Source organism: Streptomyces sp. NPDC004327, assembly GCF_042873935.1.
GTDB lineage: Bacteria > Actinomycetota > Actinomycetes > Streptomycetales > Streptomycetaceae > Streptomyces.
In genome coordinates, this window is sequence record NZ_JBIAME010000006.1 from 104,288 (window position 1) to 120,851 (window position 16,564).

The 16,564-nt window shown below is 73.1% G+C and carries 11 protein-coding genes and 1 tRNA gene; 2 read left to right on the forward strand and 10 right to left on the reverse strand.

Translation table 11 applies throughout. The annotated features are described in order from the left end of the window. Positions 1 to 39 precede the first annotated feature (39 nt). Entirely contained in the window at positions 40 to 1,677 is a 1,638-nt protein-coding gene (locus ACFYU9_RS21190) for a vanadium-dependent haloperoxidase (protein ID WP_389345697.1), read from the forward strand. A 39-nt stretch (positions 1,678 to 1,716) separates the two neighbouring features. Continuing rightward, positions 1,717 to 2,703, forward strand: a complete 987-nt coding sequence (locus ACFYU9_RS21195) for an aldo/keto reductase (RefSeq protein ID WP_389211284.1) — start codon at positions 1,717 to 1,719, stop codon at positions 2,701 to 2,703. An 87-nt stretch (positions 2,704 to 2,790) separates the two neighbouring features. Here the strand turns inward: ACFYU9_RS21195 and ACFYU9_RS21200 are convergent, their stop codons facing one another. The 10 genes from ACFYU9_RS21200 to ACFYU9_RS21245 all read right to left on the reverse strand — a co-directional run bounded on the left by ACFYU9_RS21200 (position 2,791) and on the right by ACFYU9_RS21245 (position 16,557). Beyond that, positions 2,791 to 3,663, reverse strand: coding sequence for a helix-turn-helix transcriptional regulator (locus ACFYU9_RS21200; protein WP_389211283.1), 873 nt, complete (start codon positions 3,661 to 3,663; stop codon positions 2,791 to 2,793). A 381-nt stretch (positions 3,664 to 4,044) separates the two neighbouring features. Continuing rightward, a tRNA-Thr gene (locus ACFYU9_RS21205) sits at positions 4,045 to 4,121 on the reverse strand. Positions 4,122 to 4,217: 96 nt separating this feature from the next. Further along, on the reverse strand, positions 4,218 to 5,756 hold the full coding sequence (locus tag ACFYU9_RS21210) for an alpha/beta hydrolase (RefSeq protein ID WP_389345698.1): 1,539 nt from the start codon (positions 5,754 to 5,756) through the stop codon (positions 4,218 to 4,220). Between the two features lie 79 nt (positions 5,757 to 5,835). Next, positions 5,836 to 7,038 (reverse strand): DNA polymerase III subunit delta', encoded by a 1,203-nt coding sequence (locus ACFYU9_RS21215; RefSeq protein ID WP_389211279.1) that lies wholly within the window; start codon positions 7,036 to 7,038, stop codon positions 5,836 to 5,838. A 59-nt stretch (positions 7,039 to 7,097) separates the two neighbouring features. After that, positions 7,098 to 10,259, reverse strand: coding sequence for a dTMP kinase (gene tmk / locus ACFYU9_RS21220; protein WP_389345699.1), 3,162 nt, complete (start codon positions 10,257 to 10,259; stop codon positions 7,098 to 7,100). Between the two features lie 119 nt (positions 10,260 to 10,378). After that, complete coding sequence (gene topA / locus ACFYU9_RS21225; RefSeq protein ID WP_389211276.1) at positions 10,379 to 13,201, reverse strand: type I DNA topoisomerase; 2,823 nt, start codon at positions 13,199 to 13,201, stop codon at positions 10,379 to 10,381. 250 nt (positions 13,202 to 13,451) lie between these two features. Then, positions 13,452 to 13,649 carry a hypothetical protein gene (locus tag ACFYU9_RS21230; protein ID WP_389345700.1) on the reverse strand — a complete coding sequence of 66 codons (198 nt, stop codon included), beginning with the start codon at positions 13,647 to 13,649 and terminating at the stop codon, positions 13,452 to 13,454. A gap of 31 nt (positions 13,650 to 13,680) precedes the next feature. Further along, positions 13,681 to 14,136 (reverse strand): hypothetical protein, encoded by a 456-nt coding sequence (locus ACFYU9_RS21235; protein WP_389345701.1) that lies wholly within the window; start codon positions 14,134 to 14,136, stop codon positions 13,681 to 13,683. Between the two features lie 413 nt (positions 14,137 to 14,549). Then, positions 14,550 to 14,861, reverse strand: a complete 312-nt coding sequence (locus ACFYU9_RS21240; protein ID WP_389345702.1) for a hypothetical protein — start codon at positions 14,859 to 14,861, stop codon at positions 14,550 to 14,552. 148 nt (positions 14,862 to 15,009) lie between these two features. Then, positions 15,010 to 16,557 carry a methyltransferase gene (locus tag ACFYU9_RS21245; RefSeq protein WP_389345703.1) on the reverse strand — a complete coding sequence of 516 codons (1,548 nt, stop codon included), beginning with the start codon at positions 16,555 to 16,557 and terminating at the stop codon, positions 15,010 to 15,012. Positions 16,558 to 16,564: the final 7 nt, after the last annotated feature.

Sequence of the window (16,564 nt, forward strand, 5' to 3'; positions counted from 1 at the left end):
CCGGGCACGTACGCCACACGCGAGAAACGGGGAACACCGATGCACCGCAGAACCCTCCTCAGATCCACCGCGGCCCTGTCCGCCGCCCTCGGCCTCACCGCGGCCGAAGCCGGCGTCTCCACCCCCTCCTACGCGGCCGACGAGGTCGTCGCCGACAAGGCACAGCTGAGCGAGCGCACCCGGATCGGCCGCGCGCTGCGCCGGCAGGCCGCCGAGCGGGACTATCCGGCGACGCTGCCGGACCACCCGGTGAACGGCGACGAGTCGTCGCTGCCCGGCCGGATCGGCAGCTACTCCAAGGGCCTGCCGCACACCGACATCGGCGAGGTCGACGTCCCGGCCTACGCGCTGATGCTGAAGGCGCTCACCAGCGGGAACCCCGCCGACTTCGACGCGATCCCGATGGCGGGCGAGCGCAAGCAGCTCGGCCCGCAGGGCGGTCTCGCCTACGACCTCGCCGGGCCCGACTACGCCAAGCTGGTCGTCCCGCCCGCGCCCCGGATGGGCAGCGCGCACGCGGCCGCCGAGATGGCCGAGCTGTACTGGCTGGCGCTGCTGCGCGACGTGCGGTTCACCGACTTCGAGGACTCGGCGCTCGCCGCCGCCGCGGCCGCCGACCTGTCGACGTACTCCGACGGCCGGATGGCCACGCAGGACGGCAAGGTCACCCCGCACACGCTCTTCCGCGGCAACACCCCGGCCGACCTGACCGGCCCGTTCGTCTCGCAGTTCCTGCTGCAGACCGTCCCGTACGGCACCCTGCACGTCCCGCAGCTGCACGACACCGTCCAGCCGGGCGTGGACTACGGCACCGAGTTCGGGGAGTGGCTCGCGCTCCAGCGCGGCGCCGCGCGCGCCACCCAGCGGGACTTCACCCGCACCCGCTACGTGCAGACGCCGCGCGACATGGCGCACTACACGCACTTCGACGTCCTCTACCAGGCCTACCTCAACGCGGCGCTGATCATGCTGGCCCTGCCGCAGGCGAAGGCCCAGGACCCGGGCAACCCGTACCTGGCCTCCAAGAACCAGATGGGCTTCCCCACCTACGGGACGCCGCACCTGGTCTCGCTCCTCGCCGAGGTGGCCGTGCGGGCCATCAAGCACACCGAGTACCAGCAGTTCTACGTCCACCGGCGGCTGCGGCCCGAGGCGTTCGGCGGCCGGATCGAGGTGCACCTGCGGCGCGCCCCCGGCCGCTACGCGGGGATGCTCCACGAGGAGATCCTGCGGTCCGAGGTGCTCGACCGGACCCTGGCGGCGCACGGTTCCTACCTGCTGCCCCAGTCCTTCCCCGAGGGCTCGCCGATGAGCCCGTCGTACCAGAGCGGCCACGGGACCGTCGCCGGCGCGTGCACGACCGTGCTCAAGGCGTGGTTCAACGAGTCGTACGTCCTCGACGCCCCGGTCGTGCCGAGCGCGGACGGCACGACCCTCGTGCCGTACACCGGCGCCGACAAGGGCTCCCTGACCATCGGCGGCGAGCTCAACAAGCTCGCGGCCAACATCGGTGCGGGCCGCGCCTCCGCGGGCGTCCACTACCGCAGCGACAACACCGAGGCGTTCCGGCTCGGCGAGTCGATCGCCCTTGAGGTGATGCGGGAGCAGAAGCCGCTGTTCAACGAGGGCGGCGGCTTCTCCTTCACCCGCTTCGACGGCACCGCCGTCACCATCTGATCCCCCCACACGCACACACAGCAGGAAGCAGGGAAGACAATGCGCAGGACACAGCTCGGAAGCCAGGGCCTGACCGTCTCGGCGGTGGGTCTCGGGTGCATGGGCATGACCTTCGGGTACGGCTCCGTCGAGGAGTCGCGCTCGATCGCCACCATCGAGCGGGCCCTCGGGCTCGGAGTCGACTTCCTCGACTCCTCGGACCACTACGGCCCGGAGACCAACGAGACGCTGATCGGGCGGGCGATCGCCGGCCGCCGCGACGAGGTGGTCGTGGCCACCAAGTTCGGCACGTACTCCCGCGAGACCCCGCCGCGGATCCCGGACGGCCGTCCCGAGACGGTGCGCTGGGCCGTCGAGGGCTCGCTGAAGCGGCTCGGCACCGACTACATCGACCTCTACTACCAGCACCGCGTCGACCCGCGCGTCCCGGTCGAGGAGACCGTCGGCGAGATGGCCGAGCTGGTGGCCGAGGGCAAGGTGCGCTACCTCGGCCTGTGCGAGGCGTCGGCGCAGACGATCCGGCGCGCCCACGCGGTGCACCCGATCACCGCGGTGCAGTCCGAGTACTCGCTGTGGACGCGGGACGCCGAGGAGGACGGGGTCCTGGCGACCCTCGCGGAGCTGGGCATCGGCTTCGTGCCGTACTCCCCGCTCGGCCGCGGCTTCCTCACCGGGGCGATCTCCTCGGTCGACGGCCTGGCCGACAACGACTTCCGGCGCATCGCCCCGCGCTTCCAGGGCGACAACCTCGCGGCCAACCGCAAGCTGCTCGGCCGTCTCCAGGAGATCGCCTCGGACCGGGGCGTGACGCCCGCTCAGGTCGCGCTGGCCTGGGTGCTGCGGGCCGGCGAGTCGGTCGTGCCGATCCCCGGCACGACCCGCCCCGAGCGCGTGGACGAGAACACGGCGGCGCTGGACATCGTCCTGACCGACACCGAGGCCGAGGAGCTGTCCGCGGTCTTCGCCGCGGGCACCGCCGTCGGCGACCGCTACCCGGCCCCGATGATGGCCACGCTCAACGGCTGACCTCGACGGCTGACACGGACGTGCCGGCGGTGTGCCCCTCTTCCCCAGGGGCACACCGCCGGCACTCGCGTACCGGCACTCCCGTTGTCAGGCGCGGGCCCGCTGGATGATCCCCTGGGTGTCCACGCCGGTCTCCCGTTCGGGCCGCGGCGTGTAGAGGACGATCAGCAGGTCGGCGAACTGCGGGATGCGCATGCGTGCGACATCGAAGTGCAGCTCTCCGAGCTCGGGATGGTCGAGGATCTTGAAGTTCACGCCCTCGGCCCGCACGTCGTGCCGCGACCACAGCTCGGCGAACTCCGGGCTCTGCTTCATCAGTTCGCCGACGACGATCTCGTATCCGAGGTCCTGCGGCCTGTTGATCATCCCGTACCGGTACTGCGCGGCGATCCACGGCGCGAGCTCGCGCCAGTTCACGATGCGCTCGCGCAGCCGGGCACTGGTGAAGAAGGCCACCAGGGAGTTCCGGTAGGTCCTGCGGTACCCGAGGATGTCGTACGTCGCCTCGTTGGCGATCACCAGGTTCCAGTACGGGTCGACGACGAAGGCCGGGTACGGGGAGTTGTTCTCCACGAGACGGGCCAGCATGACGTCCACCTCGACCGGTTCGGAACCGAGCGGCACCGGCGGATTGAGGCCGGCCAGCGCGTAGAGGTAGCTGCGCTCCGCCTGGTCGAGGCGGAGCGCCCGCCCGATGGCGTCGAGCACCTGCGGGGACACCGAGATGTCCCGGCCCTGTTCGAGCCACTGGTACCAGGAGGCGCTGACTCCCGCCAGGAAGGCGACTTCCTCCCGCCTTAACCCCGGCGTCCTGCGCCGGCCGTAGTTCGGGATCCCCACGTCCGCCGGGGTCAGCCGGCCACGCCGGTTGACCAGGAAGTCCCGCAGCTCCGTGCGGCGTCGGTCCTTCGCCGTGGAGCGGCGGCGCGCCGCCGGAGCGAGGTCGTCCGGTGCTGCCACCGACGGGATCACCGGTGGTGGTGGCGCGTTCTGGGCCTTCGGCGACTGACTGCTGATGGTGTACAGGATGTGCTCCCCTCCTGCCGCCCCCCGGCGGCCTGCTCATCGTGTGGCACGGACCTGGACGCACGGGAAACGTGAGGCACCCTCATCGGGAAGCTTGCCGCTCGCTCCCGGCACGCCGACGCGGTCTCGATGCGTTGCCACTACACGCATGAGACTCTCCTGATCAGGGCGGCTTGACCAGGAAACGTGGGCACCGTCCGCTGTTCTTTGACAACTCTTGGTCATACGCCAGGGGTGCGTGTGTCCACGGCGTATTACTCCCGCACCCCGCAACGAAAAAGACCCAGTCCGGAGGTCATCCGTCCTGGGTCTTCATGGAGCCGCCTTCGGGATTCGAACCCGAGACCTACGCATTACGAGTGCGTTGCTCTGGCCAACTGAGCTAAGGCGGCGCGCCCTGCGTTCCCATGGTGGGTGCAGCAGCGTCGCCAAGTCTACACAGTTTCCGGGGGTGCTCCGACCACCCCCGGCTGCGGGCCGTTCAGGGGCTATGAGCAGCGCTTTCCGTCGGCGGGCGGGGTGCCGTCGAGGAGGTAGGTGTCGATGGCGGTGTCGATGCAGTCGCTGCCGCGGCCGTACGCGGTGTGGCCGTCGCCCTCGTAGGTGAGCAGGGTGCCGGAGGAGAGCTGGCCGGCGAGGGACCGGGCCCACTTGTACGGCGTCGCCGGGTCGCGGGTGGTGCCGACGACGACGATGGGGGCGGCGCCCCGCGCGGTGATGCGGTGGGCGTGGCCGGTGGCCGGGGTCGGCCAGTAGGTGCAGTTGAGCGCGGCCCAGGCGAGGTTGCGGCCGAAGACCGAGGACGCCTTCTCGAAGGCCGGCACGTCCTTGACGACGTCCGCCGGGCCACCGGGGAAGGCGGGCGGGAGGTCGAGGCAGTTCACGGCCGCGTTGGCGGACATCAGGTTGGCGTAGGTGCCGTCCGCCTCGCGCTCGTAGTAGCTGTCGGCGAGGGCGAGCAGCGCGGAGCCCTCGCCGCCCATGGCCCGGGTGAGGGCCTCGCGCAGCTCGGGCCAGGCGGCCTCGTCGTACATCGCGGCGATCACGCCGGTGGTGGCCAGGGACTCGCCGAGCGGGCGGCTCTCGCCGGTCGGCACCGGCTTGGCGTCGGTCTCGCGGAAGAAGGCGCGGAGCCTGTCCAGGGCCGCGGCCGTGGAGGTGGTGCCGAGCGGGCAGTCGGTCTGCTTCACGCAGTCGGCGGCGAAGGCGTTGATCGCGGTCTCGAAGCCGGCCGTCTGGTCCCGGTTGAGCTCCTCGGCGGTCAGCGACGGGTCCATCGCCCCGTCGAGGACGAGCCGCCCCACCCGCTCGGGGAACAGCTCGGCGTACGTGGCGCCGAGGAAGGTGCCGTACGAGGCGCCCACGTACGTCAGCTTCTTGTCGCCGAGCACCGCCCGCACGATGTCCATGTCACGGGCCGCCTCCACCGTGGACACGTGCGGGAGCACCGCGGCGGACTTCTGCCGGCAGGCCGCCGCGAACTCCTTGTAGGCGTCCGCCAGCGCCTTCTGCTCGGCCGCGTCGTCCGGCGTCTGGTCGACCTGCGTGTACGCGTCCATCCGCTTGCCGGTCAGGCACTCGACCGGCTCGCTGCGGGCCACGCCCCGCGGGTCGACGCCCACGAGGTCGTACCGCGCCCGGACCGGGGCCGGGTAGCCGATGCCCGCGTATCCCTGGAGATAGCCGACCGCCGAGCCGCCGGGGCCGCCCGGGTTCACCAGGAGGGAGCCGAGCCGCTTGCCGGGGCCGGTGGCGCGGACCCGGGAGACGGCGAGCTTCACCTCCTCGCCGCCGGGCCTGGCGTAGTCCAGCGGGGCGCGGACGGTGCCGCACTGGAAGTTCGCGACGCCGCAGTCCCGCCAGGTCACCTTCTGCGCGTAGAACTTCTGGAGCGCGGCCGTGCCGGACGCGCCGGACGGACTCTTCGAGGGCGCGGCGGCGCCGCTCCCGCCCGTACAGCCGGAGAGGACGAGGCCACCGACCGCGAGGGCCGTGGCGGTGATGCGGAGCAGGCGCCTGGAGTCCATTCCCGGAGCGTATCGGGACCGGTACACAACGTGTCCAATCGCCCCTGTGGACAACCCCGCCCCTGTGGACGGCGAGGGCTCAGTCGCGCAGGGCCATCGTCATCGCCTCCACCGCGAGCAGCGGCGCCACGTTCCGGTCGAGGGCCTCGCGGCAGCCGAGGATCGCCTCGATGCGGCGCAGCGTGCGCTCCGGGGTGGTGTCGCCGGCGATCCGCTCCAGGGAGTCGCGCACGTCCTCGTTGGCCAGCGGCGTCGCGGCGCGCAGCTGCAGGGCGAGCACATCGCGGTAGAAGCCGGTCAGGTCGGTGAGCGCGAGGTCGAGGCTGTCGCGCTGGGTGCGGGTGCGGCGCCGCTTCTGGCGCTCCTCCAGCTCCTTCATCGCGCCGGCCGTGCCGCGCGGCATCCGGCCGCCCTGGGCCGCGCCGAGCGCCGCCTTCAGCTCCTCGGTCTCCTTGACGTCGACCTCCTCGGCCATCTGCTTGGCGTCCTCGGCGGCCGCGTCGATCAGCTCCTGGGCGGCCCTGAGGCCGCCGCCGACGTCGCCGACCCGCAGCGGCAGCTTGAGGACCACGGAGCGGCGGGCCCGCGCCCGCTCGTCGGTCGCCAGCCGCCGGGCGCGGTCGATGTGGCCCTGGGTGGCGCGGGCGGCCGAGTGCGCGAGCTCCGGCTCGATGCCGTCGCGTCGGATCAGCACGTCCGCCACGGCGTCCACGGACGGCGTGGTCAGCGTCAGGTGCCGGCAGCGGGAGCGGATCGTGGGCAGCACGTCCTCCAGGGACGGCGCGCACAGCAGCCACACGGTGCGCGGCGCGGGCTCCTCGACGGCCTTCAGGAGCACGTTCGCCGCGCCCTCGGTGAGCCGGTCGGCGTCCTCCAGGACGATGACCTGCCAGCGGCCGACGGCGGGCGACAGCTGGGCCCGCCGCACCAGGTCGCGGGTCTCCTTGACGCCGATGGAGAGCAGGTCCGTACGGACCACCTCGACGTCCGCGTGCGTGCCGACGAGGGCCGTGTGGCAGCCGTCGCAGAAGCCGCAGCCCGGCGCCCCGCCGAGCGCCCGGTCGGGGCTCACGCACTGCAGCGCCGCCGCGAACGCCCGGGCCGCCGTGTCCCGGCCGGCGCCGGGCGGCCCGGTGAACAGCCAGGCGTGCGTCATCTTCGACGCCTCCGGGGCGGGCTCGCCGGCGGCGTGCGCGGTCACGAGGGCGTCGGCGTCACGCGCGGCGGCGGCCAGCTGCTCCTCGACCCGCGGCTGACCCACCAGGTCGTCCCATACGGCCATGTCCGATGCCCCTCCTCAGGTACGCGTTCCATTGTGGGGCAATCCACTGACAGCCGGACTCAGCCCTTGCGGCGCCTGCGGTCCTGGTCCCGGTCCTCGTCCCCGAACCCGCCGAGCAGCTCGTCCGCGAGCGTCGGCAGGTCGTCCAGCGGCGTCTCCTCCGCCCAGTCGGAGCGGCGGCGCGGCCGGCCCTCCTCGTCGAGCTGCGGCAGCTCGCGCGTGCGGTCGTTCGACCCGGCGGCCTCGTCCTCGCGGAAGAAGTCCTGCGGCACCCGGTCGGCGGGGTCCTTGGCCCGTACGGGGGGCAGCACGGCCGTCTCGTCCGCGTCCCGGGCGCTCTTCGTGTCCTTGATCCGCGGGATCACGGTCGTCTCGTCGTCGCCGAGCTTCACGATCGGGGTGGGGACGGTGACCTCGTTCGGGGAGACGGTGGGAGCGTCCGCGGGCCCGGCGTCCGGCTGCACGACCGGCGTCGCCACCGTGATCTCGTTCGCCGACTCCGCCGCACGCTTCTCCAGGCGCTTCGCCTCGGCGGCCTTGCGCTCGGCCTCCGCGGCGGCGCGCGCCACCTCGGCCTCGTGCTCGGCGGCCTTGCGCGCGGCCTCCTCCGCCGACTTGCGCGCGGCCTCCTCCGCCGCCTTCGCCGCGGCGGCCTCGGCGAGCTTGCGGGCCTCCTCGGCGCGCAGCAGCGCCTCCTCGGCCTTGCGCTGCTTCTCCCTGCGGCGTTCCTCGGCCTCGGCCCGCAGCCGGGCCTCCTCCTCGGCCTCCTTGCGGAGCCGCTCCTGCTCCTCGCGGCGGGCCTTGTCCTCGGCCTCGCGCCGCTTGCGCTCCTCCTCGGCGGCGATCCGGGCCTCCTCGGCGCGCCGCCTGGCCTCCTCCGCCTGCCGCTCGGCCTCGATGCGCCGGGCCTCTTCCTCCTCGGCCTTGCGCCGCGCCTCCTCCTCGGCGCGCAGCTTGGCGAGCTGCTCCTGGCGCTCTCGCTCCAGGCGCTCCTCCTCGGCCTTGCGGGCGGCCTCCTCCTCGGCCTTGCGCCTGGCGTCCTCCTCGGCCTGGCGGCGGGCCTCCTCCTGGGCCTTCACCTCGGCCTCGGAGAGCGGCAGCATCCGGTCGAGCCGGTGGCGGACGACGGTGGTGACGGCCGCGGGCTCCTGGCCGGCGTCGACGACCAGGTAGCGGCCCGGGTCGGCGGCGGCGAGGGCGAGGAAACCGGCGCGTACGCGCGCGTGGAACTCCGGCGGCTCGGACTCGAGCCGGTCCGGGGCCTCGGTGAAGCGCTCGCGCGCGGTCTCCGGGGAGACGTCGAGGAGCACGGTCAGGTGCGGCACGAGGCCGCCGGTGGCCCAGCGGTTGATGCGGCCGATCTCGGTGGCGGACAGGTCACGGCCGGCGCCCTGGTAGGCGACGGACGAGTCGATGTACCGGTCGGAGATCACCACGGCGCCCCGCTCCAGGGCGGGCCGGACGAGGGAGTCGACGTGCTCGGCGCGGTCGGCGGCGTACAGCAGCGCCTCGGCGCGGTTGGACAGGCCGGCGCTGGAGACGTCGAGCAGGATCATGCGGAGCCGCTTGCCGATCGGCGTGGCGCCGGGCTCGCGGGTGACGACGACCTCGTGGCCCTTGGCTCGGATCCACTCGGCGAGCGCCTCGACCTGGGTCGACTTGCCGGCACCGTCGCCGCCCTCCAGGGCGATGAAGAAGCCGGTCGGCGAGGGCGCCTGGACCGGGTCGGCGCCGCGCAGCGCGTCGCGCAGGTCGCGGCGGAGCGGCACGCCCGCCCGGTCGTCGGTCTTGGCGAGGACGAGCGCGGCGACGGGCAGCAGCAGCGCGCCGACCAGCATCAGGGTGAAGCCGGCGCCGCCGTGGGCGAAGACGAAGCTGCCGGAGGCGAGCCGGTGCGGGCCGATCGCGGCGGCGAGCAGCGGCGCGGCGAGCGCGCCGACGCCCATGCCGACGCGGGCGACGGCCTGGAGGTGCTCGGTGACCCGGGCCCGGCGGGCCTCCTCGGTCTCCTGGTCGACGAGGCTGTGCCCGGTGCGGGCGGCGACCCCGGCGGCGTAACCGGCGAGCGCGGCGATCATCAGCACGGTCGCGGTGTCCGGCACGAGGCCCATCGCGAGCAGCGCGATGCCGGTGACGGCGATCGCCAGGGCGAAGAGCCGGCGCCGGGAGAGCACGGTGAGGACGGATCCGGCGGTGCGGATGCCGACGCCGGTGCCGCCGCTCAGCGCGAGGATCAGCAGGGCGTACGTGACGGGCCCGCCGCCCAGGTCGTACGCGTGCAGGACGGCGACGGCCGCGGCGGCGGCGATGGCACCGGCGACGGTGGCGCAGGCCAGGACGAGCAGTCCGAGCGCGCCCGTGCGGCCCTTCTCGGGGCGCTTGTCGGCACCGGGCTCGCCGGACGCCGGCCGGCGCAGGCCCTCCAGGGGCGAGCGGGGCCGCGGGGTCTGGCCGCCGGGCAGCGTGAGGAACCACAGGACGGAGACGGACGCCGAGAAGAGACCGGCGGCGACGTACGAGCCGAGGGCGGCCTGGTGCTCGCCGAACCAGTCGACGCCGGCGCCGAGCAGGTTGCCGACGAGCGTCGCGAGCAGCAGCGCGGCCGCGGCGGCGGGCACCGCCACGAAGCCGGTGCGCAGGCTCAGGGTGCGCAGCGCGCCCAGGTGGTCGGGCAGCGGCCGGACGGCGGCGCCCTCGATCGGCGGGGCGGGCAGCAGCGCGGGCGCCGCGCCCTCCTTCGCGATGGTCCACAGGCGCTCGGCGGCGCCGCAGACGAAGACGGTGCCGATCAGGAACCACAGTGCCTTGCCGGGGGTCCAGTCGATCCACAGCGGGGCGACGACGAGCAGCGCGAGCCGCAGCGCGTCGGCGCCGATCATGGTCCAGCGGCGGTCGAGGGGGCCGCCGGACGCGGTGAGCGCGGTGAGCGGACCGAGCAGGACGGCGCCGAAGAGGACGGCGGCGAGCAGCCGCGCGCCGATGACGGCGGCGACGGCGAGCGCGGCACCGCGGTAACCGCCGCCGAGCATGTTCTGGGTGACGGCCGCCTGGAATCCGAGCAGGATCAGGACGAGGACGGCGAGGGCGTCGCCGGTGCCGCCGACGAGCTGGGCGCTCCACAGCCTGCGCAGCGGCTGATGGCGCAAGAGGGCCCGTACGGCACGCTCCCTGGAATCCGCGACGAGTGCGGCGTCGGTGGATGGCTGCTCTGCTCGCGTCATCCGTCCACCCTATCCGGACGGCCTTGCTCCCCGCGGCCTTCGACCGAACAAACGGGCGGGACGAACGGGCGGGGGCACCGGCCCCACGGCCCGTGCCCCCGCCCGTCATGTCAGGAACGTCACTCCGGCTTGGCGGCAGCCGCCTTCTTCGCCGTCGTGGTCTTCTTCGCCGTCGTCGTCTTCTTGGCCGCGGTCTTCTTCGCCGCTGCCGTCGTGGTCTTCTTGGCGGTCGTCTTCTTGGCCGCCGTCTTCTTCGCCGGCGCCTTCTTGGCCGCCTTCTTCGCCGGGCCCTTGGCCCGCTTCTCGGCGAGCAGCTCGTAGCCGCGCTCGGGCGTGATCGTCTCCACGCTGTCGCCGGTGCGCAGGGTGGCGTTGGTCTCGCCGTCGGTCACGTACGGGCCGAAGCGGCCGTCCTTGACGACCACGGGCTTCTCGCTGACGGGGTCGGTGCCGAGCTCCTTCAGCGGGGGCTTGGCGGCGGCGCGGCCACGCTGCTTGGGCTGGGCGTAGATCGCCAGCGCCTCCTCCAGCGTGATCGTGAAGAGCTGCTCCTCCTCCGTGAGCGACCGCGAGTCCGTGCCCTTCTTCAGGTACGGGCCGTAGCGGCCGTTCTGCGCGGTGATCTCGACGCCGTCGGCGTCGGTGCCGACGACACGCGGCAGCGACATCAGCCGGAGCGCGTCCTCCAGGGTGACGGTGTCCAGGGCCATCGACTTGAAGAGCGAGGCGGTGCGCGGCTTGACCGCGTTCTTGCCCGTCTTCGGGGTGTCCTCGGGGAGGATCTCGGTCACGTACGGGCCGTAGCGGCCGTCCTTGGCGACGATCTGGTGGCCGGTCACCGGGTCGGCGCCCAGCTCGAAGTCGCCGCTCGGCTTGGCGAGCAGCTCCTCCGCGTAGGCGACGGTGAGCTCGTCGGGCGCCAGGTCGTCGGGGACGTCGGCGCGCTGGTGGCCCTCCTGCTCCTTCTCGCCGCGCTCGACGTACGGGCCGTAGCGGCCGACGCGCAGCACGATGTCGTTGCCGACGGGGAAGGACGAGATCTCCCGGGCGTCGATGGCGCCGAGGTCGGTGACCAGCTCCTTCAGACCGCCGAGGTGGTCGCCGTCGCCGTTGCCGGCATCGGCGGCGCCGGAGCCCTCGGGGCCGCCCTCGCCGAAGTAGAAACGCTTCAGCCACGGCACGGCCTGGGCCTCGCCGCGCGCGATGCGGTCGAGGTCGTCCTCCATGCGGGCGGTGAAGTCGTAGTCGACGAGCCGCCCGAAGTGCTTCTCCAGGAGGTTGACGACGGCGAAGGAGAGGAACGACGGCACGAGCGCCGTCCCCTTCTTGAAGACGTAGCCGCGGTCGAGGATGGTGCCGATGATCGAGGCGTAGGTCGACGGGCGGCCGATCTCGCGCTCTTCCAGCTCCTTGACCAGGCTGGCCTCGGTGTAGCGGGCCGGCGGCTTGGTGGCGTGGCCGTCGGCGGTGATCTCCTCGGCGGCGAGCGCGTCGCCCTCGGCGACCTGCGGCAGGCGCCGCTCGCGGTCGTCGAGCTCGGCGTTCGGATCGTCGGCGCCCTCGACGTACGCCTTCATGAAGCCGTGGAAGGTGATCGTCTTGCCGGAGGCCGAGAACTCGGCGTCGCGGCCGTCCGCCGCGGTGCCGCCGATCTTGACGGTGACGGAGTTGCCGGTCGCGTCCTTCATCTGGGAGGCGACGGTCCGCTTCCAGATCAGCTCGTACAGCTTGAACTGGTCGCCGGTCAGACCGGTCTCCGCCGGGGTGCGGAAACGATCACCCGAGGGGCGGATCGCCTCGTGCGCCTCCTGGGCGTTCTTGACCTTGCCCGCGTAGACGCGCGGCTTCTCCGGCAGGTAGTCGGCGCCGTACAGCTGCGTGACCTGCGCACGGGCCGCGCTGACGGCCGTGTCGGACAGCACCGTGGAGTCCGTACGCATGTAGGTGATGAAGCCGTTCTCGTACAGCTTCTGCGCCACCTGCATCGTCGCCTTCGCACCGAAGCCGAGCTTGCGGCTGGCCTCCTGCTGGAGGGTGGTGGTGCGGAACGGGGCGTACGGGGAGCGGCGGTACGGCTTCGACTCGACCGAGCGGACGGCGAACCGGGTGTCGGCGAGCGCGGCGGCGAGCGCGCGGGCGTTCGCCTCGTCGACGTGGAGCACGTTCTGGGTCTTCAGCTGCCCGTCGGCACCGAAGTCACGGCCCTGCGCGACGCGCTTGCCGTCGACCGTCGCGAGCCGCGCGACCAGCGAGGACGGGTCGGACGGGTCGCCGGCGCGGCCGGTGGAGAAGGTGCCGGTCAGGTCCCAGTACTCGGCGGAGCGGAAGGCGATGCGCTCGCGCTCGCGCTCGACGACGAGCCGGGTGGCGACGGACTGGACGCGGCCCGCGGACAGGCCGCGCATGACCTTCTTCCACAGGACCGGCGAGACCTCGTAGCCGTAGAGCCGGTCGAGGATGCGGCGGGTTTCCTGGGCGTCGACCATCCGCTTGTTCAGCTCGCGCGGATTGCGCACGGCCTGCTGGATCGCGTCCTTGGTGATCTCGTGGAAGACCATCCGGTGGACCGGGACCTTGGGCTTCAGGACTTCCTGGAGGTGCCACGCGATGGCCTCGCCCTCGCGGTCCTCATCGGTGGCGAGGAAGAGCTCGTCGGACTCGGCGAGCAGCTCCTTGAGCTTCCTGACCTGCGCCTTCTTGTCGGCGTTGACGACATAGATGGGCTGGAAGTCGTGCTCGACGTCGACGCCGAGCCGGCGCACCTCGCCCGTGTACTTCTCCGGCACCTCGGCGGCGCCGCTCGGGAGGTCGCGGATGTGCCCGACGCTCGCCTCGACGACGTAGCCGGGGCCGAGGTAGCCCTTGATCGTCTTCGCCTTGGCAGGCGACTCGACGATGACGAGTCGGCGGCCGCCGTGTGCGGTCTCGCTGGTCGGGGACAACTTCGCTCTTCTCTCCGGTCGACGCTCTCTGGCACGTACCGACCGCGTACCTACGCGGTCGCGGCGTACGTACGGCGCTGGTACGCACGGCAGCGGCACGTACGGTGACACTGCCGTCGCTGCGGAGTGTGACGGTACAACCCGCCCCCGTGTCAAACAGGGAAAGCCCGCAACGGCCACTCGAACGGTAACCCGACTCCGGCCCATCCTGCCGCCCGGACTCCCGGACAGCCCCTCCGGCGGGTCCGCGTCACAGCCTGCCGAAGCACCAGATCCCGAGCAGCACGAAGGCCGCGCCGAAGAGCGTCGTGAGCGCGGCGGCGGGGCGGGGCGCCACGCCGAGTGCGACCGGCTCGCCCTGGCGGACCCGGACCCCCGTCCACAGCAGCAGCGCGGCCCCGAACAGCGTGAACGCCGCCCCCGCGAAGATCGCCGGCCCGCTCTCCATGCCCCTGCCCCGTTCACTCGCCCATGGCTCTTCAGCCCCCACGGCCGAGGCTGGCACCTCCCGGCGTCAGCAGGGCGAATTCCCGGTGAACGACGCGCACGGGCCGGAACGGTTTCACGAGGATGGCCGGTACTCCCCTTCCCCTCCCTCCCCTCCCTTCCTCCTTCTTCCTCTCTTTCTCCCCGGTTCTCCCCGCGGCGCTCTTCGTCACATCACATCGAGCGTGGCGCCGCCGGCTGCCCCGTTCGAAGGGCACGAGCAGCGCCACCGCCGCCACCGCGTACCCCGCGGCCACGAGCAGCTCGGCCCCGAGCAGCCGCCCGTCGAGCCCGCCGCCCACGGCGAGCCGGCGCGCCGCTTCCGCCGCATGGGTCAGCGACAGCGGTTCCCCGGCCGCGCACATCCAGCCCGGGCAGCGTGTCCCGGGGCACGGCGGCGCCGTGAGGAGCAGCAGCGGCGAGCTCGCCACGTTCGACACCAGGAGCACGTCCCGGAAGCGCAGCCCGGCGGCGAGAGCGGGACGGCGCCGCGCATGCCGTACCGGCGCTCGTTGGCGACGGCCGTCGTGCCGCCGTACACGCAGGTGGCGGAGGCTGCGAGGACGGCGTTCCCGACACGATGGAAACGGTCGTCCGCGACCCCGGGTTCCCGTCCGAGGAAGACGGGGAAGAAGACCTGGAGCAGCGGTCCGACCAGCAGCGTTCCGATGAACATGGACGGGGCCGTCCAGTTGGACAGGGCTCGGTACGACATTGCCCCGCCGACCACGAGCAGCCGTGCGCGGGCACGGAAGTGGAACTTCTCTGGCGGCTTTTCGGACGAGGGCGAGGGTGGCGGCCAGGAGCAGGCCGGCGAAGGTCCTGGCGCGGACCAGGACTTCGTCCTCGACGAGCCTGCGCATCACCGTCCAGTACGGGGCGACGGCCTCCTCCCACCAGGCGGCCTACGCATCGGCGAGCGCGGCGCAGGCGGCCAGCGGGCAGCCTGCGGATCCGTCAGATAGGGCCGCAGGAAGGGCGCTTCGGCCCGGCCCGGGTAGCAGACGGCGACCCGGACACGCGCGAAACCCGGGTCGGTGGCCCGCAGCGCGTCCAGCTCCTCGTACACGTCGGGAGTGCCGGTCGGCCGGGGCGGCAGGAAGTCGGAGACGTCGTACCGCCCTTCGGCGAACAGGTCCCACAGCGGCCGCAGCCGGTCGTCCCCGGCCCACACCGCCCCGGGCGTGGCCCACCCACTCCTGTTTCGGCCAGGAGGGGGTGCGCCAGGGCAACTCAGCTGGAGGTACAGGGCGCAGAAGGCGTCCCGCAGCGGGCTCAGCGCGATCCGGGTCGCGCCGCGTGGCCTCGTCCAGCGATCCGTATCAGGCGGTGCGCCCGTCCGCGGCGGGCAGCAGGAAGCCCTCCTCCACCAGGCTGCGGATCGCCTGCGGGGTGCGGTCCCGCAGCACGACCGGGTCCTCTCCGGTGAGCTGGGCGATGGCGTCCAGGATCTGCCCGGCGCTCAGGGTGCCGTCGCAGACGCCCGCGAAGCCGGCGGCGACGTGGTCGACGCGGGTGGCGCGGCGCATCCCGCGGTTCTGCCGGAGCAGCACGTGCTCCGGGTCCTCGGCGCCGGGCATGCCGACCTGCTCCTGCACGACCTCGGGCGCGAGGACGAAGTGGCCGGCGAGCAGGGCCGCGTCGTCGTGGCCGCGCAGATAGTCCTGGCGTTCGAAGTGGGCCCGCACGGTGTCGCCGAGCGGCTGCTCGACCGGGTGCGGCCACTCCTCGACGACGATCGACGGCTCGACGGCGCCGGAGGCGACGGCCGCGTTCTTGCGCAGGGTGATCCAGCCGAAGCCGACGCCCTTGGTCTTGGCGGCCTCGAACTCGTCGAGCCAACGCCCGTACGCGAGGCGGTACTCGGCCTGGTCGCCGCGGTGGTCGCCGCTGTCGCGCAGCCACAGCTCGGTGTACTGCGTGACGTCCTGGACCTCGCGCTGCACGATCCAGGCGTCGCATCCGCGCGGCACCCAGGAGCGCAGCCGGTCCTGCCACTCCTCGCCCTCGACGTGCTGCCAGTTGGCGAGGAACTGCGCGTACCCGCCGTCGTTGAGCCGGTCGCCGGCCTGCTGCACCAGCGTGCGGCACAGGTCGTCGCCGCTCATCCCGCCGTCGCGGTAGGTGAGACCGGCGCCGGGCGAGATCACGAACGGCGGGTTGGAGACGATCAGGTCGTACGTGTCCCCGTCGACCGGCTCGAAGAGCGATCCCTGGAGCAGCTCGGCGCCGCGGGCCCCGGAGAGGGCGAGGGTGAGCCGGGTGAAGTCGAGCGCGCGCGGGTTGAGGTCGGTGGCGGTGACCAGGGTGGCGTGCTGGGCGGCGTGCAGCGCCTGGATGCCGGAGCCGGTGCCGAGGTCGAGGGCGGTGGCGACGGGGGTGCGGACGGTGATGCCGGCGAGGGTGGTGGAGGCCCCGCCGACACCGAGGACGACGCCCTCGTCCTTCGTGCCGATGCCGCCGGCGCCGCCGACGGCGCAGCCCAGGTCGGAGACGATGAACCAGTCCTCGCCGTCCGGGCCGCCGTACGGCCGGACGTCGACCGTGGCGAGCACGGCGTCGTCCTCCCGCACCACCCAGCCGTCGGCGAGCGCCTCGTCCAGGGGCAGCGCGGCGGCAGCCCGCTTGTGCTCCACGGGCCGCTGGAGCAGGAACAGCCGGACGAGGGTGTCCAGCGGGGCGTCCCCGCGGGTGGCGCGGAGGGCGGGCACGACCTCGCTGCGGGCGAGGGCGGCGTACGCCTGGGCGCCGAGCAGGTCGAGCAGACCGTCGGCGGTGAAGTCGGCGGCGAGCAGTGCCTCGCGCAGTCGGGCTGCGTGCGTGGGCACCGGAAGGCTGGGGGTCGTGCTGGTCGTACTCACGTGCCCCATTGTGACG